The organism is Ciceribacter sp. L1K22, from assembly GCF_017599385.1.
Lineage (GTDB): Bacteria > Pseudomonadota > Alphaproteobacteria > Rhizobiales > Rhizobiaceae > Allorhizobium.
Window position 1 is genome coordinate 2,378,354 of record NZ_JAGFPK010000001.1, and the last position, 21,576, is coordinate 2,399,929.

Sequence of the window (21,576 nt, forward strand, 5' to 3'; positions counted from 1 at the left end):
TTGTCGGTAACCAGAATTGAAGGTTGCCCGGCGAACCGAGCAGATACTAAAACGACAACCGTATAACTAGCTGTTCACCAGTTCCATTCAATTCAAAACCCGAACTTCTGGCAACGGGTCTCTATCAAGTGCCGACTTTATGGACGCAACTTGCGGATCGAATTTTTCAAGCATCGTTGAAAGAAGGTGTAACTCCCTACGTACACGTGGGAGTTCTGCCATCGCCGGCACCTCTAAATTGATTTGATCGTAACTATACTCAATCAAAATGTGCGGCAGAGAGCTTGTAAGGCGTTCAATATCTCCTGCGTCGAGCTGACCGCGCTCCATCATTTGCGCGAGAAGATTTAGACTAGGCGCTAGCCCCGGCTGAGTACGTTGCTCACATATATGAAGCAATATGTTCTTAATTTCCATACGGATGTCATTTCTTGTCGACGGCTTTCTGATGAAATTCTTCATAGCCGCAAATGTCGAGTAAACTCTTGCTGGTTCTCGACTCGCCAAAGCATAACGAATGATTTTCAAGGCGGCACCTTGTTTATCCGGCCATAGCCGCGACAACTCATATGATGCTGCCGCCAGCGAAATAATATGTTGTAACGTATATGGTTCACTTAAAAGCTCAGCGACATCGTTCGGAATATCGTCAGCTTTTAAGCGAGGCAGCAGGCTCCGACCCAAAACCTCTCCGATCTCACGCGCGATCGCTTGGTCCTCCCCATTATCTGTCCAGAAATGGGGGAAGACTGCATTTTCCCTTTGCACCGAATTCGGTTGCCAAGTTACACATTTCTTAACACACGAGATGACCGCTTCTGTTGGGACAATCGCATCGAGCCTCTCCAGGCCCAAACGGAGATTCAATAGCATTTCGCTGCTGATTTCACCCTTTGCAACTCCCCCAACAACATGTTCTATGAACAGCGTTTCTGCGCGGGACTTCCCGGGTAGCTCCAGGAAAATCCAAGGGTAGAGGTCTGTATCGGACGGCCATCCGACCTCCCCGCACCGACCCCAGATCGCACTTTCTAAGGCGGTAATCTGATCCGCGCTTAGCTTTTCAGCTTGGTAAAGCGTATGAAGTCGTCTTATAGCCCTACCGCGATCTATTTTCGCTCCGTTCTTCACCAGGACAAGCAGCGCGTCTATGCGGATGGCGTTTAAAACCGACACCTCAAACTTCTCACCGTCAGTCTCTGAAAATATCTCAAATATTTCAGGCCAGTCTCGCTCTATGCCCATGGCGCCGACCTCACCAGGTGTCTTCATCTGGAGCGCTAGCGCCATGGCTTTTTGGCGCTCATCAGCTTCCATAGCCTCTACAGCGCTTTCCAAGACTTCGCCGCAGGCAGTGTAGATTCTCCAAGACGACACCGAGCTATTCAGAAGATCAATCACCCATTCAAACAGCGCAAGAGCCTGAACAGTAGATGCTCGCACAATAACTCTCGCAAGGAGTTTCAAGAGGAAGACCAGGTAACCCTCAGGTCTAAAAACGCCATTGTTATTAAGTAGTTTTTCCACCCGCCGTGATATTACTGAAAGAAAATTTCCTACCGCTGCGTCACTCAAACGCGCAACCTGCATGCGTGACATCATCCAGTCGAGAATATTTTTATCTGAACCTCGATATCTGGCAAAAAAGGTGAGAAGATCATCTTCATCTGGATTTTTAATTGCCCTATAAGCTGTCGATAGACGAGTGGAGAACAGATTGGTATTTGCAATGTGATCGGGGGCTCCTACTCGTTCAATAACGTCGAGAAGGCCATAAAATGGGCACTGGGAGTCCCCACCCAGACGAATGGTACCGCCAAGGCTAAACTGACCAGATTTGAACGATAACTTCCATTGTTGGGCGTCGCTGCGATTTCTTTCGATTCTGTCTGACGCAAGCGTTTCTAGTCTTGAAATAATATCCCAGGGATCTGCCTTCGCTGCGGCGAAACGCATAGTGGTCTCGTCTGTCTCACGCTCCGGCAAAACAAAAGGATCGTCCGTCAACGCCGCTTTGGAAACTCGATGGAACATAGCCGCCCATCCCTCAAGTGATATCAACCACGCTGACTTCGGATTTGACAAAAGCTTGTGCCGGACGCTGAAAAGTGCGGCCTCATACAACTCGGCCGCTTCCTTGTCATGAAAAAGTGCAGCTAAGAGCCCCGCGCGCCGCATCATCCAGATCGGCTCATCACTTTTCAGGGCATTCGCAGCACTCAAAACCGCGTCGTCATCCCAATCTAATACTGCGCGCTGCCCTTTTTCATAGGCATGATGAAGCGTCGCCTCGTTACCTCCAATGTTCCCCAATCGAACGAGCCAACGTTCCCAATCATCCCACTGGCGAAAACGGCGTAGCTCTCCTGCGATCGACACGCAAAGTTCAATCTTTTGCTGTTGTGGTAAAAGCCGTTCTGCTACCTCAAAATAGGTGTCAGCATCCACAATATCTTGCCGGTTGAGCCAAATTCCAGCTGCGCGATCACGCCAAATCCGTTCCGCACAAAATCTTAAGTAAGCGTCGGCCGGATCATTGGAATTGCGCAAATGCGGGGAATTATGCCCTAGGTAGGCTACTTCCCGACTTGGAGCAACAATCCAGCCGGGATACCTAAATCTCTCATCGGCCCAAAATGCCGCGACTTCTGCGCGGGTCGGCTTTTCTTTATCCTTCGCTACAGCCGACTGAGAGAATTTTTCCGAATTTCTGATCCAAATATACGGCGATGGCGGTTTAAATGCCGACAAAGCTGAGAAGAACAGCCTTAGAGCCTTTTCGTGCTGCTCGTCGGGGTGAACATCACTGACTAGTGGAGCTAGATCGATAGGTGTTACGTTACGCCGCTCGAGGACCGTTCTTGAAACTTGTGAAAGCTTCAATACTCCAACGAGTCGGATACGACGAGCGGATACATTAAGGGTATCTCGGACCCAGCCACTCCACGCCAAGAAGTTGGGATCAATTCCTGAAAAGCCTATGAGGCAAACGTCATGTTCAAGCATGACTTGTTGAGCGAGATTAACGAACGGAGCATATCTAACTGGATAAGTTCGGTAGTCATCCTCGGTAATTATGAAAGGTTTGTGGGATGGCATCGAGCCATGGAGCTTTACAATCCTAGGTGACGGCTGGTTTGCAATATCTTGCACGGTCCTTACGCAGCTGTAGATTCGGTCAGGAGTTTGCGGTTTCGTGCGTTCGAGTAACGTATCCCAGTTTGTCGTCAGAACGTCGCGCCACGGAAATTCCATAAGCTGCTTATGAAGAGGTCCTGGTTGCCACTGCCCGTCTGCAACTAGACGACGGACTAGTTCGTCCATGCCATTTTCGCCATGAAGTATTTGGTATTCCTGGGCGAGTCTCAACGCATCAGGTGACGCTTCCTTTGAATATCCTAAGGCCGCTCGCATTGCCGCTTGAAAGGTTTCCCACAACGGAGGAACCGGACTATCGGGCTCACGCGCGCAGACCCGACTGAAGCCTGCACCCACCATGACGGCCGCTTCGTTTCGCCATAAGGCGCGGGAAAAGGCCTCAAAAGCGGGAAAGTCGGGAAGACCACGAAAGGTCTCCATTATCGCCGATACTGAATCGTTTCCCATAGTTTGGAGCACCCCGCTTTTGCGTTGGCAACCCTAGCGCAGGGCACTTGGTCGAAACAATCTCAAGTTTGCATCAAAAACACACCCACGTGTAGACATTAATATTACACCAGTTGAATTTAGCACCCCCTCACCCCCACAAGCTCCAGAAAAACCGCCCCGACACGACCAGCAGAAACACCCCGAAGCCGATTTCCAGCTGGCGTTTGCTCATTTTGTGCGCCAGCTGCGCGCCATAGGGGGTGACGAGGAAGGTGATGGGGATGATCAGCGCCACCGCGATCCAGTTGATGAAACCGGTGGAAAATGGCGGCAGCAGCGGATCGCCCCAGCCGGCGACCACATAGCCGGCGAGCCCCGGCAGCGCGATCAGCACGCCCACTCCGGCCGACGTCGCCACCGCCTGGTGGATCGGCCGGCCGTAGAAGGTCATGAAGGTGTTGTTGAGCACGCCCCCGCCGATGCCCATCAGCCCGGAGAGCAGGCCGATGCCGGTGCCGACGAGAAAGCGCGCCGGCTGGCCCGGAAGGTCGGTGCCGAGCTGCCAGCGCCCGTGCAGGAAGATCATCCTGATAGCAAGCGCCAGCGCGATGCCGGCGAAGATCGCCCGCAGCGCCTCGCTCGAGGCGTAGGCCGCGATCACGCTGGCGAGGATCGCGCCAAGCGGCACGGCGATCACCCAACCCTTCAAGAGATCGTGGTCGACGGCGCCGCGCTGCCGGTGCGCCAGGAACGAGCGGATCGAGGTCGGCACGATGATGGCAAGCGACGATCCGACCGCCAGATGCATGCGCACCGCATCGTCGATGCCCACATAGCCGAAGATCTGGTAGAACACCGGCACCAGCACCGCCCCGCCGCCGATGCCGAACACGCCGGCGAGCAGCCCCGCCACTGCGCCCGCCGCCATCAGCATCCCGCCAAACATCAGAAGGTCGGAAATGGGGTACATGTCACACCTCGTGCGGACCTCGCCCGCCAAAGGGTGGCCCGTTGCAGACCGACGCCCGCCAACCGCTCCGGTCATCCGGACCGCCGGCGCCAGCGTCATAAGATGGTGACGTTGATAGCGGATTATCCGGCCCGGACAAGGAAGGCATGGCCGATCCCGGTACGCTTCCCGCACACCCCTCCTGGACATCGGTCTTGAGGGCTTTGCGAGGGGGTAAGCCTCAAACGCGCACGGCCGCGGCAACCGACGACCGGACCAACCGATACCCGAGACCGCAAGCGGCCGGCCCTGCCTTCCGGTCCCGTCCTTTCCTCCAGCCGCGGCCTCCCCGCCCGCCGCGACGCTGGGCTTGGCCGGCGCTCCCCCGCGCGCCGGCTATTTTTTTGCCTTGCGGCTCAGTCGCCCGTCCGGCCCTGGGGTTTTGAAACGCCGCCGGTCACCGTCGGGTCCGGCGTAATGTCCGTTGAGGCTTCGCCCAGCGTGTCCTGCGGCATCGCAGGTGCCGCCGCAGGCGGCGCGACGACATAGACGGGCTGATCCGTTCCGATCCCGTCGACGACCGGCTGCTCGGTCGCCCCTTCGGCGATCACCATGTCCTCCGGCGCGATGGGCGCAGCCGGCGGCGGTGCCACGGCCGTTTCCTGCAGCGTCGTCCCCGGCGCCGCGCCGATCCCGAGCCCGGCATCCATGCTCACCCCATCGTCAGGAATGGCATACGCCCCCCCGGCAAGCGTCGCGCCACTTGTCTCCCCAGCCGTCGCGTCATCGGCCACCACAGCGCTGCCCGCCGGTTCGGCCCAGGTATCCGTCATCGCCGCACCGGTAGCCGTCTCCGGCGGCACGATCGGCTGCGCCGCTTGGTCGGCCATGGGCGCGTCCGGAAAGTCGTCGGCGGCCATCGCGCCGCTCTCCGTTGCGTCCCCGGTGTCGGCGCCGGGATCGCCCACCCGGCCAATCAGCTGCCGGCTGCCATCGACACGGCCGACGAGCTGCCGGTCCGGGCTGGTTGCCGATCCGATCTCCGCCGGCGGCAGAAAACGCTCCGGCGAACAGCCGGCCAGCGGAACGACCGGCACCAGCAGCGGCAGAATCCGCCGGCAAAGGGAGGAAAACAGCATCGACACACCATCCCGCGACAGCTCACCCGCCGCGCCTTTGCGCCAAGGATGGCCGAGAGACGTTTATCAATCCTTTCGGGCCTTCAGGCTGGCGCCGGCGCCTCCGTCCACGCCGCATCGGCATGCGCCCCTTCGCCCTATCGCCTCCCGCCCGTGGCCCTGCTAAGAGAGAGCGTATCCCGAGGTACGCCTGGAGGCAGGAGGTTGACATGCCAGGAGCCGACATCATCCGTTTGACGCTCGCAGCGACGCTGTTCGTCGCCCCGGCCCTGCCGGTGGCGCTGCCGGTCCTTGGGGCCGCATCGCCCGCCGCTGCCCAGTCCTCCTGCGACCGCTGGACCTCCGACGTCTGGGAGGTCGAGGGCGGCGAGGCGATGACGGCCTCCGTCTGCGCCAAAGGCCCCGCCGAGCGCCCGGCGCAGCTCTACCTGCAATGCTGGGAACCCGGCAGTTACGCCCTCACCTTCGATGACGGCGGGACCGGCACCCCGCCCGGCGACGATTACGAGTACAAGGGCACCTTCGTCTTTTCCTCGGGCGGCACCCGCGTCGAGAAGGAGCTTGCCTTCATGGCCATGGACGGCGTCATGGTCGCCGATATCAAGGCCGACGAGCCGCTCGCCACCCTGCTTGCCGGCGACGGCCCGCTCACCGTCAGCCCGCCCGGCCCGGGCTTCGTGGAGGCCACCTTCCCGCTTTCCGGCGCGCGGGAGGCGATCGCCGCCGTCGCCGCCGATTGCGCCGCGCAATAACCCCCAAAAAGAAAGGGGCCGGCGCCAGGCCGACCCCCATCCGTCGACGCCGCTGCCCCCCGGCGCGGCGCCTGATCGTCACGCCGCCCGACGGCCGCCCTGCTGGACCTCGGCGCCAAGCCGCAGCCGGCCGAGCAGTTCGCGCAGGTTGCGCGCTTCCGCGGCCAGCGTCTGCCCGGCCGCGGTGGTTTCCTCCACCATCGCCGCGTTCTGCTGGGTCATCTGGTCCATCTGGTTGACGGAGGTGTTGATCTCCTGCAGTCCGGTCGACTGTTCGCGCGCGGCCGTAGCGATGGTGTTGACGTGATCGTTGACCCGGTTGACCAGTTCCTCGATCTCGATCAGCGCCTCGCCGGTCGAGCGCACCAGCTTGACCCCGCCTTCCACTTCCGCGGCGGAATCGTTGATCAGCGTCTTGATCTCCTTCGCCGCATTGGCCGAACGCTGCGCAAGCTCGCGCACCTCCTGCGCCACCACCGCGAAACCGCGACCCGCCTCGCCCGCACGCGCCGCTTCGACCCCGGCGTTGAGCGCCAGGAGGTTGGTCTGGAAGGCGATCTCGTCGATCACCGAGATGATCTGGCTGATCCGGTTGGATGCGCCCTCGATCCGGCCCATGGCATCGACCGCGCTGCGCACGATCTCGCCCGAGCGGTTGGCCGACGCCTTGGTCTCGTTGACCATCTCGCGCGCCTCGTTGGCCCGTTCCGAGGAGGTCCGCACGGTTGCGGTGATCTCGTCGAGAGCGGCTGCGGTCTCCTCCAGCGCGGCGGCCTGCTGCTCGGTGCGGCGAGACAGGTTGTTGGTCGCCTCGCTGATGCCTTGCGCGTTTTCCGTCACCACATTGCTGGTCTGGCTGATCGCCCCGAGAACGCTGCTGAGCGCGCCCACCGCCGCGTTGAAGTCGCGGCGAAGCTTCTCGTATTCCTCGCCGAGCGCGCCGATCGAGACCGTCAGGTCTCCCTGGGCCAGACGCTCCAGCGCCGTGCCCAGTTCGTGGATCGCATGCTCCTGCCGCTCGGCCGAAGTGCGCAGCACCCGTTCGTTCGACTGCCGCTCGCTGTCGAGCGCCTGCTGCTGCTCGGCCTCGCGGACCCGCAGGTTGAGGCGATCCTTGACCGAGTCGCGCAGCACCAGCAGCGTCTTTGCCATCTTGCCGATTTCGTCATTGTTGTCGGCATCGACGATCTCTGTGTCGATGCGCTCCTCGGCGATATCCGCCATGGCGGTGCGGATGCGGGCAATGCCGCCGCCGATGCTGCGCACGACGAGCCAGGCCGCCCCTGCGATCAGCAGGATCGCCACGACGCTGATCGTACCGTATTCGATCGCGTTGCGGCGGAAGGCGGCCGCCAGGTCGTCGGCATAGACGCCCGTGCCGACGATCCAGCCCCAGGGCTCGAAGCCGATGACGTGAGAGAACTTCTGCACCGGTTCGTCAAAGCCGGGCTTCGGCCACAGATAGTCGACGAAGCCTTCCTTGCTGGCCTTCACGGTGTTGACGAACTCGACGAACAGGAACTTGCCTTCCGGATCCTTGTTCTGGCTCAGATCCTTGCCGTTCAGTTCCGGCTTGATCGGATGCATGACCATGGTCGGGGTCATGTCGTTGATCCAGAGATAGCCGTCGGTGCCATAGCGCATCGCGCCGATCACCTCTTTCGCCCGCTCCTGCGCTTCTTCGCGCGTCAGCGTGCCGTCGACTTCCATCTTGTGGAATTTCTCGAACACCTTGATCGCCGTATGGTCGATCGAGGCCAGACCCGCACGCCGTTCCTGCGCGAGGGAGTTGTACGTATAAAAGACGCTGAAGAACAGCGTGGTGACCAGAACGGCCAGTGCCAGGGCAACAAGTAGGTAGAGCCGCATGGCGATGCTGATACGGTGCATTCGTCATCCTCCGAAATAGCGCAGTACGCGTATTAATATTGCTAAATTACGGTATAGGAGTATGTGAATGTCATTCCTTTATGAAACACTAAAGCCCCCTTGTTTTCGGAGGAGTTATCTAAAAAAAGCGATGTAATTGACGGAAAGTTGAACGAAACTCGCATGTGTACGACCGAGATTCGGCCAAGGAAGGGATCGAGGATGACGGAAAAAGCCATGCCGGGCGGCGAACTGACGCTCAGAACCCTCGCCATGCCGGGCGACGCCAATGCCGCCGGCGACATCTTTGGCGGCTGGGTCATGGCCCAGATGGACCTCGCCTGCGGCATCCGCGCCGCCGAGCGGGCCCGTGGCCGCGTGGTCACGGCCGCCGTCGAAAAGATGGCCTTCGACATGCCGGTCAAGATCGGCGACACGCTCTGCGTGTATACAGACATCAGCCGTGTCGGCCGCACCTCGCTGACGCTCTCGGTCGAGGTCTGGGCCCAGCGCTATCTCACCCACACCATGGAAAAGGTCACCGAGGCCACCTTTGTGATGGTCGCGCTCGACGGTGAAGGCCGCCCGACCCCGGTACCGCCGGCGTGAGTTGACCCGGCCGGCCTGCCCGGCCACGGCCAATCGACTTGGCACGATCGCGCAACGCTCGCCCATCTCCCCTAAGACGCTCTCCCGCCGCAATGTGCGAGCAACCGCGGCAGCCGCCGCCGTGACGGTTTCTCCGGTTTTCCAGTGGGATACTGTGGGTAAAGGGCGAGGATTGACCCTGCACCGCCAAGGATCGGTAAACCATTTCAACGATTTCGCGCCCTGCCGAGTGCCGCTGACCACCCGCGCGAGACCCCATTAACGAACTCTTATCGAATCCATGGAAGCGTGGCGGTCAAATATGCGTCGGCGTGCCGATCACTTTGATTTTAGTTTTGTTTTCAGCTCGGGATACCATTTTTGGACAACCTAGCCAGCATCGGCCGGACCCGTTTCGCAGCGGCGATCCATGAAGTCCAGACAAAGGTTCTGATGGCCGGCCAGCCGTCCACCCTGGCCTTCAACACCCTCATCGTCGTCTCCGTCACGCTGCTCACCATCGCCGTGGGCGACGGGTTCTACGCCATACTCGGCTGGGCCGCCGCGGTCCTGACAACCATCGCCTTTCGCGCGGCGCTGCAGGTCGGGTTGCGCAAGCGCCAGCTGCCGGCCATGGCGCCGCAATTCTGCCTGAGGGCCATCGGCGTCGGCGCCCTCTGCTCGGGTCTCGCCTGGGCGGCCCTGCCCTTCGTCATCGCTGATTTCGAGGGCACCGGCGCGGATGCCTATGTCTACCTCATCATGATGGGCATTTCCGGCGGCGCCGTCATTCGCGGCATCGGCTGCGCCTATCCGAGCCTTGCCTTCGCCGTCCCGGTCCAGCTCGCCATCCTGGTCTCGCTGCTGCGCACCGGCGGCACGGTCGATCTGGTGCTTGCCGCCAATGTCGTCGCCTTCACGGTCATCCTCGTCCGCAGCAGTATCGACGCCGAGCGCGTCTTTGTCGGCAACGAACTGGGCAAGCTGGAGGCCACCTCCCTCGCCGGATCGCTGTCGCGTGCCAACCGCGACATCCAGCAGTCGAACAGCCAGCTGGAGGTGGTCGCAAGCCGCGACTCGCTGACCGGCCTTCCCAACCGCACCCGCTTTGCAGAAACCCTGGCGCACAAAATCGACGTGGAACGGGAACCGGCCTGCCTGTTGCTGCTCGACGTCGACCGCTTCAAGACCATCAACGATACGCTCGGCCATGGCGCCGGCGATGCTGTGCTGAAGGAGGTCGCCCGTCGTCTTCTTGCGGCGGCCGGCGAGACGGGTCTGATTGCCCGGCTCGGCGGCGACGAATTCGCCATTCTGGTGACCGGAGAGGATGCGGTATCGAGGGCGGCGGCGCTTGCCGACCGCATTCTCGATGTCAGCCGCCAGCCGGTGGCGCTCGCCGGGACGGCGCTCTCCATCGGTCTCAGCATCGGCCTTGCCGGTTTTCCCGACCATGCCGCCTCGGCCGGCGAACTGCTCGCCTGCGCCGACATGGCGCTCTACGCCGCCAAGGAACGCGGCCGCCGACGCGTCCAGGAATTCGAACCGACCATGAAGTCCCGCGCCGACCGCCAGCGGCTGATCGAGCAGGATCTGGAATCCGCCATAGACCAGTCGCGCCTCGAAGTCTGGTTCCAGCCGCAGGTGAGGCTCGATACCGGCGAGATCACCGGTTTCGAGGCGCTGCTGCGGTGGTTCCACCCGCAGTTCGGCGTGATCTCGCCGCCGGAAGTGGTCGAGGCCGCCCAGGCCCTGCATCTCGCCGAACGGCTGACGGAATTCGTCGCCGACCGCGCCTGCCGGCTGCTCTCCCGTCTCGCCGGCCTCGGTCTGCCGGCCGCCACCGTCGCGCTCAACGTGTCGCCCAACGAGTTCGCGCTCTATTCCGTCGCCGACATGCTGGAGCGCGTCACGAACGCCCATGCGATCGATACACGGCTGCTGGAAATCGAGATCACCGAGGAGGCGATCCTCGATGCCGATGGCGCCGGCGAACAGCTGAAACGCTTGGAAACCGCCGGCTACAAGCTGGCGGTCGACGATTTCGGCATGGGTCACTCCTCGCTTGCCTATCTGGTCAGCCTCAAGGTCGACCGCCTGAAGATCGACCGCAGCTTCGTCACAGGCGTCTCCGAAACCCGCGCCAACCAGGAACTGATCACCGCCCTCGTCGGCCTCGGCCAGGCGTTGTCGATCGAGATCGTCGTCGAAGGCGTCGAAAGCCCCGAGGACGCCGCCACCCTCAAGGACCTCGGCTGCCGCATCGCCCAAGGCTACCACTTCGCCCGCCCCATGCCGGTGGAAGCCCTCGACGCCTGGCTCGACGTCAGACGGGACCGGCCGGGGAAGAGAAAGGCTCGGCATCTGTCGGTGGCGTAGAGGCTGTCTTCTATGGGCAGACTATAAGCTCCAGGACGTAGACTCATGAAAGTCACCAGCTTCGTAAATTGGCCTTAGGACACTTGGCGCTAGGCAGGTGAATGAACCCATATGTTTCTCTGAATTGGTTCGAGATTGTCTTCCCGGTGCTTATGGCCGTTTTCGGGGGCGTTCAGTTATGGCGGCGCGGCCCGTTTCGGGACGAACTCCTGGGCAAAATTGCGCTTTCATTAGTCTTTTTCGCGCTGATAGGGGCGTCCACCGCTAACCTCTTCTATCAGCGCCTTCTGAGCGTGAGAGCTTGGCCAACGGCGGGGATACATGATCAAGTGGTGGTGACCGCCGTGGGGGATGTCTACGTTAAGGTCAAAGACCCGATCATGGGGCGAGCAGATCGAGTGCAGCGCTACAGTTGCCGAGGGGAGCTGAAGACCTCCTATCAGCCGGACAACGCAGGTGGGTTGTTCAAGATAGTTGCCGGTCCGGACAACACGCTGAGCATCTATAGCGTCAGGACGGATTCGATCGACACGTTCGACCGTAACGGCAGGTTCCTGCAACGGCGGGAGGTGGACAGCACAAATATGCCGTTCAATTTCCTCAAGTCTGGTCCATCCGTAACCAAGGTCAACGGCTGCGAATTCGGCGTCGACCCCGTTTCAGGTCGCCCAGCGGTCCGAGACCGCGCTGGAGTGTGGCCTCTGGAGCGTGGTGATTGGGCACTCGAATACGTGTTCAATCGTCAGAACATCATTGGCGGTATCTTATTTGCGATTTTGCTACTGCTTATAACTTTTGTCAGAGGCTCAATGCGGATAGCCGCAGCCAAAGCCTGACGCAGGCGAGTTGCGCTGTATCCAGGAAATTTGCGGCAGCCTTGCCTTAGCGCATAGAAACGGCCCGGAATGCTGGAGCGTGGCAAAATATGATGCAGACATTCTTCTAGGAGATTTTGGCCAATCAAAATCGGGGGTGACGTCGTCCCAAGGACAGACGACGCGCACGAATGAAAATCTCTCAACAAAAATCGACCTGATCGAAAATACATAGATATGATCCGGCGCGAAACCGGAAATTGGATTTTCCTGAAGGATTCAAACACACATAATGTAGCTAATGGTGCTGATAATTTCCTCTCGAACGGGGCTTAAAGTATCTATGAAATCTAAGGAACGTTGGGCCTATCGGTTGCTTAAACCCATATTTTCGGGCGTCGGTTCTCACTATCTAAGCGCAGGGATTTGGGTTTTTTTCTTCATGTTAATGTACGGATTATTTCATGTGACATCACTGTATTTCCACGTGATTTCGTTTGTTGCTTGGGGAGCCTTTTCTATTTTCATAGGCTCAAAGTTCTTTCGTAAATAAAGGCTTACCTCGCAATCTGGGCTAAACAGACGGGAAACTCCGCACTCATTAGCTCCCTCACACCTTCGCCGCCAGCCTTGCCGTCTCCACCAGCATCCGCAGATCGAGGATCATCGGCCGGATGTCGCGGTCGAAGTCGAGGGCGCGGCCGCCGTGGGGCAGTTCGAAGAAGTCCTTCGCCGTTGCCACCAGCAGGAAGCCGTGCTTGTGGTGCAGCACGATCCGGATCGGCCGCTGCGGCCATACTGTCACGAGATAGGCAAGCGCCTTGCCGAGCGCCGGCAGCCGTCCGGAGGCCGCCTCGGCATTGTCGGTCCGGAATTCGTAGAGCACCGCCTCGGGCAGGCTCTCGTCCGTCACCGCCTCCAGCCCGCCGTCCCCGAAGATCGCCCGCGCCAGGCCCGCCAGCCCGACCGGACGCGGACCGCCGGAGAGGATGCCGGGAAAGCCCGTCTCCGGCGCGAAGGCGACGATCACGCCGCGAAACACCTCCTTGCGGCCCTTGCCCTTGCCGGTGGTCATGACCGTCTCGCCGATCAGGAAGCGGAAGCCGCCATCCGTGCCGCCGATCTCGTCGCGGAAGGTCGCCTGGTCGTGCGGCAGGCAGGCCTTCGGAAACCGCTCCAGCACCCGCCTCGACCCTTCGGCTTTGTAGGAGAGATCGTCGACGAAGCCGAAGATCAGCGGCAGCAGCCGGTCGCGCATCCCCTGCCGGAATCGCCGGAGCGGCCGCTCGGACCAGAAAACGGCGCCGTAGGCGAGGCCCGCGATCGCCAGGCCGGCGAGGCCGGCGATGAACCGTCCGCCGATGGCGCCGACAACGAGCAGCAGCGCGACGACCGCCACGGCGAAACCCATCAGCGCGGCGCCGCGCCGCATCCACGCCTCTCGTTCCACGGGCGCTCGCTCGGCATTGTAGGCGTCGATCTCCGCCCTGATCCGCGCCAGTGTCTCCGGCGCCGGCGCCAGCGCTTCATGCCGTTGATCCGCCATGATGTGTTCCTCGACCCGACGAAAGAATACCACCGTCCGGCCCCGCCGCGAAGCCGCCATGACGCAGCCGGAACCATCGCTCCCGAACCCTGACATATCCTGTCAGCATCCTCGCTTTCGTTTTACTTTTGTTCCGATTTTCCCCGCCCGGCCCCTTCCCTTTGCCGCGGCTGTTCTCCATATTCCGCCCATGGCCAGATCACCGAAGAAATCCCCCGCATCCGATGGTTTCGAAGAGCAGCCCCAGGCGCCGTTCGAAGGCGCGCCGCTCACAGGCAGCGTCGCCGACTGGGTGAAGCAACTGGAGGCCGAGGCCGAGGCCTCGACCGTCGAAAGCCAGCGCGAGCTCGCGTCGAAAGCGGGAAAACACCGCAAGAAGATCGAGATCGAGGCCCGCAAGCACGCCGAAAAGGTCGCGCTGGAGAAGACCACCGCCAAACATACCACATCCCAGAAAACCTCCCGCGGCGTCTCGATCGGCGCCTCCTCGGACCCGAAGACCCGCGCCGCCGCCGGCCTCAATCCGGTCGCCGGTCTCGACGTGTCGCTGGAAGAGGCCGAGGGCCTGTCGAAATCGGGCGTCACCGCCACGGTCGAGGCGCTGTCGGCGCTGATCGAGAGCGGCAATCCGCTGTTCAAGGACGGTCAGATCTGGACGCCGCACCGCCCGGCCCGGCCGGAGAAATCCGAGGGCGGCATCTCGATCCGCATGGCCTCCGATTTCGCCCCCGCCGGCGACCAGCCGACCGCGATCCGCGATCTCGTCGAGGGCCTCAATTCCGGCGAGCGTTCCCAGGTCCTGCTCGGCGTCACCGGCTCCGGCAAGACCTTCACCATGGCCAAGGTGATCGAGGAGACGCAGCGCCCGGCCGTCATCCTCGCGCCCAACAAGACGCTCGCCGCGCAGCTCTATTCCGAGTTCAAGAACTTTTTTCCCGACAACGCGGTCGAATACTTCGTCTCCTACTACGACTACTACCAGCCGGAAGCCTACGTGCCGCGCTCGGACACCTATATCGAGAAGGAATCGTCGATCAACGAGCAGATCGACCGCATGCGCCACGCCGCCACCCGCGCCATCCTCGAGCGCGACGACTGCATCATCGTCGCCTCGGTCTCCTGCATCTACGGTATCGGCTCGGTCGAGACCTATACCGCGATGACCTTCCAGATGACGGTCGGCGACCGGCTGGACCAGCGCCAGCTCCTCGCCGACCTCGTCGCCCAGCAGTACAAGCGCCAGGACATCAATTTCGTCCGCGGCTCCTTCCGTGTGCGCGGCGATACCATCGAGATCTTCCCCGCCCACCTGGAGGATGCCGCCTGGCGCATCACCATGTTCGGCGACGAAATCGAGGCGATCACCGAATTCGATCCCCTGACCGGCAAGAAGACCGGCGAGATGAAGTCGGTGAAGATCTACGCCAACTCCCACTACGTCACGCCGCGCCCGACGCTGAACGGCGCCATCAAGGCGATCAAGGAAGAGCTGCGCCTGCGCCTCGCCGAGCTCGAAAAGGCCGGCCGCCTGCTGGAGGCCCAGCGCCTGGAGCAGCGCACCAAATACGACATCGAGATGCTGGAGGCGACCGGCTCCTGCGCCGGCATCGAGAACTATTCGCGCTACTTGACCGGCCGCAAGCCCGGCGACCCGCCGCCGACGCTGTTCGAATACATCCCCGACAACGCGCTGGTCTTCATCGACGAAAGCCACGTCACCATCCCGCAGATCGGCGGCATGTATCGCGGCGACTTCCGCCGCAAGGCGACGCTCGCCGAATACGGCTTCCGCCTGCCGTCCTGCATGGACAACCGCCCGCTGCGCTTCGAGGAATGGGACGCCATGCGCCCGCAGACCGTTGCCGTCTCCGCCACCCCCGGCAACTGGGAGATGGAGCAGGCCGGCGGCGTCTTCGCCGAACAGGTCATCCGCCCGACCGGCCTCATCGACCCGCCGGTCGAGGTCCGCCCGGCCCGCTCCCAGGTCGACGACGTGCTCGGCGAAATCCGCGAGACGGCGCAGAAGGGCTACCGCACGCTCTGTACCGTGCTCACCAAGCGCATGGCGGAAGACTTGACCGAATACCTGCACGAACAGGGCGTCCGCGTCCGCTACATGCACTCCGACATCGACACGCTGGAGCGCATCGAGATCATCCGCGATCTCCGCCTCGGCGCCTTTGACGTGCTCGTCGGCATCAACCTCTTGCGCGAGGGCCTCGACATCCCCGAATGCGGCTTCGTCGCCATTCTCGACGCCGACAAGGAAGGCTTCCTCCGCTCCGAGACCTCGCTGATCCAGACCATCGGCCGCGCCGCGCGAAACGTCGACGGCAAGGTCATCCTCTATGCCGACCAGATCACCGGATCGATGCAGCGGGCCATGGACGAGACCGCGCGACGCCGCGAAAAGCAGATGGCCTACAACACCGAACACGGCATTACGCCGGAATCCGTCAAGGCCCGCATCTCCGACATCCTCGACAGCGTTTACGAGCGCGACCATGTCCGCGCCGACATCTCCGGCGCTGGTGGCAAGGGTTTTGCCGATGGCGGCCACCTCGTCGGCAACAACCTCCAGGCCCATCTCAACGCGCTCGAAAAACAGATGCGCGACGCCGCCGCCGACCTCGACTTCGAAAAAGCCGCCCGCCTCCGCGACGAAATCAAACGCCTCAAGGCCGCCGAACTGGCGGCAATGGACGATCCGATCGCAAAGCAAGAGGCAAGGAATACGGAGACCGGTGGCGCGAAGCGCGGCCGCGAGTCGATCTCCCCACCCGTGGGGGAGATGTCCGGCAGGACAGAGGGGGGCACCCCGAACTCCGACCACCCCCGCATCTCCCCCTCCGGCCGCAACAAGTCGGGCGTCCCCGAAGGCAAGGGCAGCAGTTTCTCGCCGGAAAACCCCGAGGCCACCTCCTACTTCGCCAAGCCGCACCTCGACGACATGGGCGCCGACGGCGCCGTCCCCGCCGGCAAGTCGCTGTTCCGCAAGAACACCCTCGACGAAATGACCGTCGGCCGCACCGAAAAACCGGTCGTCGGAAAACTGCCGGAGAAGCCCGCGACGCCCCCTTCTCCCCGCGAGCGGGGAGAAGGTGCCCGGAGGGCGGATGAGGGGCCAGCCGACGACCCCTCCTCTAACGACCCCCGCCCCATCATCCGCGCCAAATCCGGCGCCGGCTCCTACGAGGACCCGATCGACGTAAAGCGCAAGGGCCGCACAAAGGGCAAGACGGGAAGACCGGGGCGTTAAGGATGATACGCTATCATCCAATTGACGCTGGCGTCACGGCCCCCTGCACCGGCCTGTGCCTCAGCGGCATGCACCACAGCTATGTGTTTCTCGGCAAAAGCGATCCGTTGGTCGAGCACGAGGGCAATCCCTTCTCCGCCGACTTCAGTTTCACGGAAACGGATGGTACATCGCGCATCCTGCGCGTCTCCTTCGACCACGCCGACATCGTCCGTGTCCTTGACGAGGTGTATCTTGATAGCGAGGAATACGGTTTGGACAGGACCGGTTTGGTGCACCGGCACTTCGCCTATCGTGTCGAGAACAGCCGCTTCTGGAATGCCCAGTCGGAATTTTACCGGCAGATGAACCCCGCGGCGATCCACTACCGCTTCATCACCGCATCGGCGTGTCTTGACGTGGTGACGGCGGCTGATGTGCAATTTTCCTCTATCGACGACCCCGTCGACACCAAGCGCAAGGGCCGCACCAAGGGCAAGACTGGCCGACCGGGGCGGTGACCCCTCCTCTCCCCTGGTGGGCTTCGAAGCGGTGGCCGAAGGCCGGACATCAATAAAGTCGATGTCAGCGCCCGGAGGCCCGAGCGCCACGCCGCGCGAGGGCGATGGAGCGCAAGAGGCGAAGCCGATTGGCGCGGCGAACTTGGTGAGGGGTGCAGACGTCTCCGCCTTGACGAACTCCATCAACCCTCCATAATCGCCTCAACCCGAGGACAATCCATGCACTCGATCACCGTCCGCATCCCCGACGAAACCGCCGCCCGCCTCGATCGACTGGCGGAAAAGCTTGCGCGTCCGGCCGACAGTGTCGCCGCCGATGCCATCGAGGCTTATGTCGCCCGCGAGGAATGGCAGATCGAGGAGATCGAGGCCGGCCTCGCGGAAGCCGGCCGAGGCGATTTCGCCAGTGACGACGAGGTCAGCGCCGTTCTCACCCGTTTCGGCGCCAAACCCCGCAATGCCTGATGGCATCCGTCCGCTATACCAGACGCGCTCTGCCCCGTTCTCCCCCCTGGTGGGAGAGGATAGTTCGCCCCAAGAGGCGAAGCCGATTGGCGAGGCGAACTTGGTGAGGGGGTCCGGCGACCGCTTCTCCGAAGGCAAGCATCGGTCCGGCGTAAGGCGGAGCAATCATTTTAATGAACCGATTGCGGGGCAGAACGCCAACTCAAGACGAAAACGCCGCACCGCAGTGCCATCTATCACGAATATGAAGCATCTGCCTAACCTCGTGGGACCAGAAAGACAAAGAAACCCTATCTCCACTCGGTCGACCACACCACGAGATTGCATAATTACCTATAAAGATAAGCCCACACGTCTCCCTAAAGCTTGATTTAGCAGCTCACATTGGCTAAAGAACAACCTCTCGGCGAGATAACACATGAACAACGTGCACACTGCGATACACACACTATTCGGAGCGGCTATTAGCGTCGCCCTCGCCTACGATATGAAGTTTGAAAATATCGAACAGGTATGGCAGCCGACAATAACGTTGGTTTTTGGGGCGGCTGTGGCGATCTTATCAGAGTTGATAAGAGAGAAGATAGCCTGCAGGACCAGCTTTATATATGAAGTATTGATAGGCTTCGCGACCATATTGCTTTACATGGCAATAAAGATTGACGCCCTTGGATTATCTAGTGACGGCGTAGTTTCTTTCAAGCCCGATCCAAATTCGGTATTTCTCGCACTTATACTAGCTATGTGGATGCTTAGCATTGGCGTTTCAGGAATAATGCAAAAAGAGGACAGAAATTGATTTACTTGGCTCTTTCTCTCTCATGGCTCGGGTTCATCATTTTCTACACGACGCGGCAAATGACGGCCGAGAGACGGCACGTCGATCACAAACTACTCACCAAGATGGACCGAGAAGCGGACTTGATTGCCAACATGTTCGTTAGAAACAGTTCTCAATCTATTAACGTTGTGGGCACGGGTCACGTAGACTTGGACTTCATGACCACAGTGTTAAATAACTCAATTAAGAGAGGGCTTAGCGACACACAACTCACCGGCGAGACGTCACTCCACCTTCGCCCTATGACTTATTCGGTAAAGAAACAAGAAAACCCCGAAAATTTATTTGCGTTTGAGAAAGCAAGAGTACGTCACTAATGGAAATTACCGAAAGCGAAACAGTTTCTTCAGTAACTGATCGTATGTCTGGAGACGAAGTATATTTAGAAATGGGGCTTGACCCGCTCGATGCTGTCGAAAGCACCGCGTTTCTTATTCCAGCGCGCGGCGGCGGCCCATGTGTAGTAGCATTTCGTATTTCTGTCAGATTCGCCAATAATGAAAATTTATTAAAAATTGTGCCGATGGATGATCTCATTGCGTTAATTAACAGCTTTGCAAAAGTTATCGAAATTGAGACGATTGAGAAATCAGCTAACTCGATAGCTACACTTACCGCTGGTCGTGAGTTATTGCTTGAGAGACTTGAAGAGACAAGAATACATATTGAAGCTTTGGCTAAGTATATTTCAAACGTCACGTTGAACGGGCAAGTGGCGGGAGTGGGTGAAGCTGCTGCGTTTCAGTCCAGTGACGACAGCTAAGTTCGGCACAAGTTGGCAGCATATTAAGGGGGGTTAGGATCTCCACCACCCTCACCCCACTCCGCAAAAAAAGCCCCCCCCCCCCCCGCAAAAGCAGGGGCAAGTCTTCGGGGGACTGGGAGAACTGCGAGCCGCGCGGGCGGAACCTGACATCCGTTCCGCGGGCCCGCAAACAGGAGGACGCCGCGGGCGGCGCCCTCCATCTCGTTACGGCGTGACAACGCCTTCGGCGCGGACGCCTTCAAAAGCCGGAGCGTTTTCCAGCTCTTCGCGGGTCACGTTGAGGATAATGCGGTCGGGCAGACCGTCCTCGCCGATTTCCACGTCGTTGGCATCGTTGGCGGCCATCTGGTCGCCGGCCATAGGCTCGGCGGTACCATCGGCAGGCATGGCCGGTTCGGTCGTCGAGCTACCGGCGGTCGAAGCCGAGGTATCCGGCGTGGTCGAAGCCGTGGTCTCGTCGGAAACGCCGGCGTCAGCGTCCGGAAGGGCCTCTGCCGCCTGGTTGGCTTCCGTCTGGGTCATGCCCGGCTTCAGCTGCAAGGCGGCCATGTTGACGGCCACGTCCTTTTCGCCGATGCCGAGGAAGCCACCGACGCCGATGATCACGGCGTTGATGCTGCCGTCCTGGCTGACGAGCACGTCGTTGATCTCGCCGATGCTTTCACCGTCGGACCCGTAGACGCTCTTGCCTTCGAAGTCGCTGACGCGCCATGCGCCGGTTTCCGGAACCGTGACGAAGGTCTCGCCCGCGCCGGCCATCTGCGTGGTGGCGGTCATGTCGGCGCTGGTATCGGCCTGTGCGTCGGTCGGAACCGGCTTTGCGGAGCCGTCAACCTGGGTTTCGGTCTGGGTCATGCCGGCGTCCGGCGTGGCCGGGTCGGCCGTGGTCTGGGCCATAGCGGCCATCGGGAAGGCGGCGGACAGCATAAGGACGCTCAGAAAACGTTTGGTCATGGGGGGTGCTCCTCTCGTGTTTGAATGACACCAACCCAACGGTGAGATCGGGGCTTTGTTCCCGACAAACCGCCATCATGAGTGGCAAAAAACAGCTACAGTCCCGTCCGGCTGCGAAAAAACACGTCCGGCGGTAACCATGTATTCACCGAGTCACCGCGATAAATCGCAGATAGGATCGTGATTCATTTTTCGCGAAATGCATTTTGTGACAGGAGAGATGCATGGCTCTGGTTGCCTTCAAGAACACCCATAACCAGGATGTTTACGTCAATCCGGCCCAGGTCCTCTATATCTCCACCTTCGAGGAAGGCGTCACCATCATCGCCATGGCGATCACCTCGGCCGGCGGCCAGCCCTACGCGCTCTACGTGCGCGGCAGCGTCGAACTCACGCGCCAGCGCCTCGAAGGCGGCCCCGTCCGCACCCACCCCCGCCCCCAGGTCGTGGCGCATAACGTCGAGCAATCCGCCGAGGCGTGAGGCGTCGTCGCCGCCGTATCTGCCCCCATGCGGGGGAGAAAGCGATTTCGATGCGTTAGTCGTGGCGCAGCCACGGCTAAACATCTGAAATCGCAAGAGAGGGGTTCGTCGCCCCGTTTCCGCCCACCTCCACCCGTTACGCGGGGGAGGACGGAACATCGAGGCTTGAGGTCAGCGCAAGCCGCCTAAACTTCAGATTTTCCTGGAGAGGGGCACAGTTCCCGTGGGTACCACCCTCACCGAGCCCCTCTCTTGCGAAATCTGAGGTTTGGCCCTGATCGGGCCAATTCCTCGATTTCGCTTTCTCCCCCGCAAGGGGGGAGATGGGCGGGCGGCGTGCCTCTTAGCCGACCCCCACACCTGCAATTTCTAGCACTTAGCTGCGCTAAGATGCTGAAATTGCTTCCTCTCCCACAAGGGTAGAGGAGGCGTTTGCCGCGCCGGTGCGGCCCTACCTCTCCCTTGGTGGGAGAGGTTACAAAATCACGATCTTAGCAAAGCTAAGTCGTAGATTTTGTTGGTGAGGGGGCGCGCCAAGGCACGACATCAAAATTATCTCCCAACAAAATCATAATCTTACTAGAAAAACCCTCCCACCCTCAAAAAAATCTCACCGCTGCTTTCCCCCTTTTTCCCGGCGCCCGTATCCTTGTTCCCGTTCCGTCGCGGATACACCACAAGGCG

The 21,576-nt window shown here is 60.6% G+C and carries 16 protein-coding genes; 10 read left to right on the forward strand and 6 right to left on the reverse strand.

The window, feature by feature from the left end:
* Positions 1-87 precede the first annotated feature (87 nt).
* The 3 genes from J5J09_RS11920 to J5J09_RS11930 form a co-directional block, all read right to left on the reverse strand.
* The gene (locus J5J09_RS11920) at positions 88-3,606 is read right to left on the reverse strand and encodes an SIR2 family protein (RefSeq protein WP_208550956.1); all 3,519 of its coding nucleotides are present in this window, start codon (positions 3,604-3,606) and stop codon (positions 88-90) included.
* 130 nt (positions 3,607-3,736) lie between these two features.
* Positions 3,737-4,558, reverse strand: a complete 822-nt coding sequence (locus J5J09_RS11925) for a sulfite exporter TauE/SafE family protein (protein WP_208550961.1) — start codon at positions 4,556-4,558, stop codon at positions 3,737-3,739.
* Positions 4,559-4,953: 395 nt separating this feature from the next.
* The gene (locus J5J09_RS11930; RefSeq protein ID WP_208550965.1) at positions 4,954-5,676 is read right to left on the reverse strand and encodes a hypothetical protein; all 723 of its coding nucleotides are present in this window, start codon (positions 5,674-5,676) and stop codon (positions 4,954-4,956) included.
* A 209-nt stretch (positions 5,677-5,885) separates the two neighbouring features.
* On the opposite strand from J5J09_RS11930, the gene J5J09_RS11935 reads away from it, so the two are divergent.
* Complete coding sequence (locus J5J09_RS11935; protein WP_208550968.1) at positions 5,886-6,428, forward strand: hypothetical protein; 543 nt, start codon at positions 5,886-5,888, stop codon at positions 6,426-6,428.
* A 78-nt stretch (positions 6,429-6,506) separates the two neighbouring features.
* Here J5J09_RS11935 and J5J09_RS11940 read toward each other — a convergent pair whose 3' ends face one another.
* On the reverse strand, positions 6,507-8,318 hold the full coding sequence (locus J5J09_RS11940; RefSeq protein WP_208550972.1) for a methyl-accepting chemotaxis protein: 1,812 nt from the start codon (positions 8,316-8,318) through the stop codon (positions 6,507-6,509).
* Positions 8,319-8,519: 201 nt separating this feature from the next.
* Here J5J09_RS11940 and J5J09_RS11945 point away from each other — a divergent pair, with 201 nt between their 5' ends.
* The 3 genes from J5J09_RS11945 to J5J09_RS11955 all read left to right on the forward strand — a co-directional run bounded on the left by J5J09_RS11945 (position 8,520) and on the right by J5J09_RS11955 (position 12,100).
* Positions 8,520-8,906, forward strand: a complete 387-nt coding sequence (locus J5J09_RS11945; protein ID WP_208550974.1) for an acyl-CoA thioesterase — start codon at positions 8,520-8,522, stop codon at positions 8,904-8,906.
* A 360-nt stretch (positions 8,907-9,266) separates the two neighbouring features.
* Positions 9,267-11,264 (forward strand): EAL domain-containing protein, encoded by a 1,998-nt coding sequence (locus J5J09_RS11950; protein ID WP_246745829.1) that lies wholly within the window; start codon positions 9,267-9,269, stop codon positions 11,262-11,264.
* Between the two features lie 101 nt (positions 11,265-11,365).
* Positions 11,366-12,100 carry a hypothetical protein gene (locus J5J09_RS11955; RefSeq protein WP_208550978.1) on the forward strand — a complete coding sequence of 245 codons (735 nt, stop codon included), beginning with the start codon at positions 11,366-11,368 and terminating at the stop codon, positions 12,098-12,100.
* Positions 12,101-12,689: 589 nt separating this feature from the next.
* Here the strand turns inward: J5J09_RS11955 and J5J09_RS11960 are convergent.
* Entirely contained in the window at positions 12,690-13,625 is a 936-nt protein-coding gene (locus J5J09_RS11960) for a hypothetical protein (RefSeq protein ID WP_208550979.1), read from the reverse strand.
* A gap of 190 nt (positions 13,626-13,815) precedes the next feature.
* Between J5J09_RS11960 and uvrB the strand changes: the two genes are divergently transcribed.
* From uvrB to J5J09_RS11985, 5 genes are all read left to right on the forward strand, one after another.
* Positions 13,816-16,884: an excinuclease ABC subunit UvrB gene (gene uvrB, locus J5J09_RS11965; RefSeq protein ID WP_208550986.1), complete on the forward strand. Its 3,069-nt coding sequence runs from the start codon at positions 13,816-13,818 to the stop codon at positions 16,882-16,884.
* Positions 16,885-16,886: 2 nt separating this feature from the next.
* Positions 16,887-17,384 carry a hypothetical protein gene (locus J5J09_RS11970; RefSeq protein ID WP_208550990.1) on the forward strand — a complete coding sequence of 166 codons (498 nt, stop codon included), beginning with the start codon at positions 16,887-16,889 and terminating at the stop codon, positions 17,382-17,384.
* Between the two features lie 219 nt (positions 17,385-17,603).
* The gene (locus J5J09_RS11975) at positions 17,604-17,849 is read left to right on the forward strand and encodes a CopG family ribbon-helix-helix protein (RefSeq protein WP_208550996.1); all 246 of its coding nucleotides are present in this window, start codon (positions 17,604-17,606) and stop codon (positions 17,847-17,849) included.
* A gap of 418 nt (positions 17,850-18,267) precedes the next feature.
* Positions 18,268-18,648 carry a hypothetical protein gene (locus tag J5J09_RS11980; RefSeq protein WP_208551000.1) on the forward strand — a complete coding sequence of 127 codons (381 nt, stop codon included), beginning with the start codon at positions 18,268-18,270 and terminating at the stop codon, positions 18,646-18,648.
* A gap of 358 nt (positions 18,649-19,006) precedes the next feature.
* Positions 19,007-19,453, forward strand: coding sequence for a hypothetical protein (locus tag J5J09_RS11985; protein WP_208551005.1), 447 nt, complete (start codon positions 19,007-19,009; stop codon positions 19,451-19,453).
* Between the two features lie 207 nt (positions 19,454-19,660).
* On the opposite strand, the gene J5J09_RS11990 is transcribed toward J5J09_RS11985, so the two are convergent.
* A complete protein-coding gene (locus J5J09_RS11990; protein WP_208551008.1) occupies positions 19,661-20,410 on the reverse strand; it encodes a PRC-barrel domain-containing protein in 750 nt (249 codons plus the stop codon).
* Between the two features lie 224 nt (positions 20,411-20,634).
* Here J5J09_RS11990 and J5J09_RS11995 point away from each other — a divergent pair, with 224 nt between their 5' ends.
* Positions 20,635-20,892, forward strand: coding sequence for a hypothetical protein (locus tag J5J09_RS11995; protein WP_208551011.1), 258 nt, complete (start codon positions 20,635-20,637; stop codon positions 20,890-20,892).
* Positions 20,893-21,576: the final 684 nt, after the last annotated feature.

What these genes read in the sequence shown, in the direction of transcription:
- J5J09_RS11920 (WP_208550956.1), bottom strand. Translation starts at nt 3,606, where the DNA reads ATGGGAAACGATTCAGTATCGGCGATAATGGAGACCTTTCGTGGTCTT.
- J5J09_RS11970 (WP_208550990.1), top strand. Translation starts at nt 16,887, where the DNA reads ATGATACGCTATCATCCAATTGACGCTGGCGTCACGGCCCCCTGCACC.
- J5J09_RS11955 (WP_208550978.1), top strand. Translation starts at nt 11,366, where the DNA reads ATGAACCCATATGTTTCTCTGAATTGGTTCGAGATTGTCTTCCCGGTG.
- J5J09_RS11995 (WP_208551011.1), top strand. Translation starts at nt 20,635, where the DNA reads ATGGCTCTGGTTGCCTTCAAGAACACCCATAACCAGGATGTTTACGTC.
- J5J09_RS11960 (WP_208550979.1), bottom strand. Translation starts at nt 13,625, where the DNA reads ATGGCGGATCAACGGCATGAAGCGCTGGCGCCGGCGCCGGAGACACTG.
- J5J09_RS11940 (WP_208550972.1), bottom strand. Translation starts at nt 8,318, where the DNA reads ATGCACCGTATCAGCATCGCCATGCGGCTCTACCTACTTGTTGCCCTG.
- J5J09_RS11945 (WP_208550974.1), top strand. Translation starts at nt 8,520, where the DNA reads ATGACGGAAAAAGCCATGCCGGGCGGCGAACTGACGCTCAGAACCCTC.
- J5J09_RS11925 (WP_208550961.1), bottom strand. Translation starts at nt 4,558, where the DNA reads ATGTACCCCATTTCCGACCTTCTGATGTTTGGCGGGATGCTGATGGCG.
- J5J09_RS11985 (WP_208551005.1), top strand. Translation starts at nt 19,007, where the DNA reads ATGGAAATTACCGAAAGCGAAACAGTTTCTTCAGTAACTGATCGTATG.
- J5J09_RS11935 (WP_208550968.1), top strand. Translation starts at nt 5,886, where the DNA reads ATGCCAGGAGCCGACATCATCCGTTTGACGCTCGCAGCGACGCTGTTC.
- J5J09_RS11930 (WP_208550965.1), bottom strand. Translation starts at nt 5,676, where the DNA reads ATGCTGTTTTCCTCCCTTTGCCGGCGGATTCTGCCGCTGCTGGTGCCG.
- J5J09_RS11990 (WP_208551008.1), bottom strand. Translation starts at nt 20,410, where the DNA reads ATGACCAAACGTTTTCTGAGCGTCCTTATGCTGTCCGCCGCCTTCCCG.
- uvrB (WP_208550986.1), top strand. Translation starts at nt 13,816, where the DNA reads ATGGCCAGATCACCGAAGAAATCCCCCGCATCCGATGGTTTCGAAGAG.
- J5J09_RS11980 (WP_208551000.1), top strand. Translation starts at nt 18,268, where the DNA reads ATGAACAACGTGCACACTGCGATACACACACTATTCGGAGCGGCTATT.
- J5J09_RS11975 (WP_208550996.1), top strand. Translation starts at nt 17,604, where the DNA reads ATGCACTCGATCACCGTCCGCATCCCCGACGAAACCGCCGCCCGCCTC.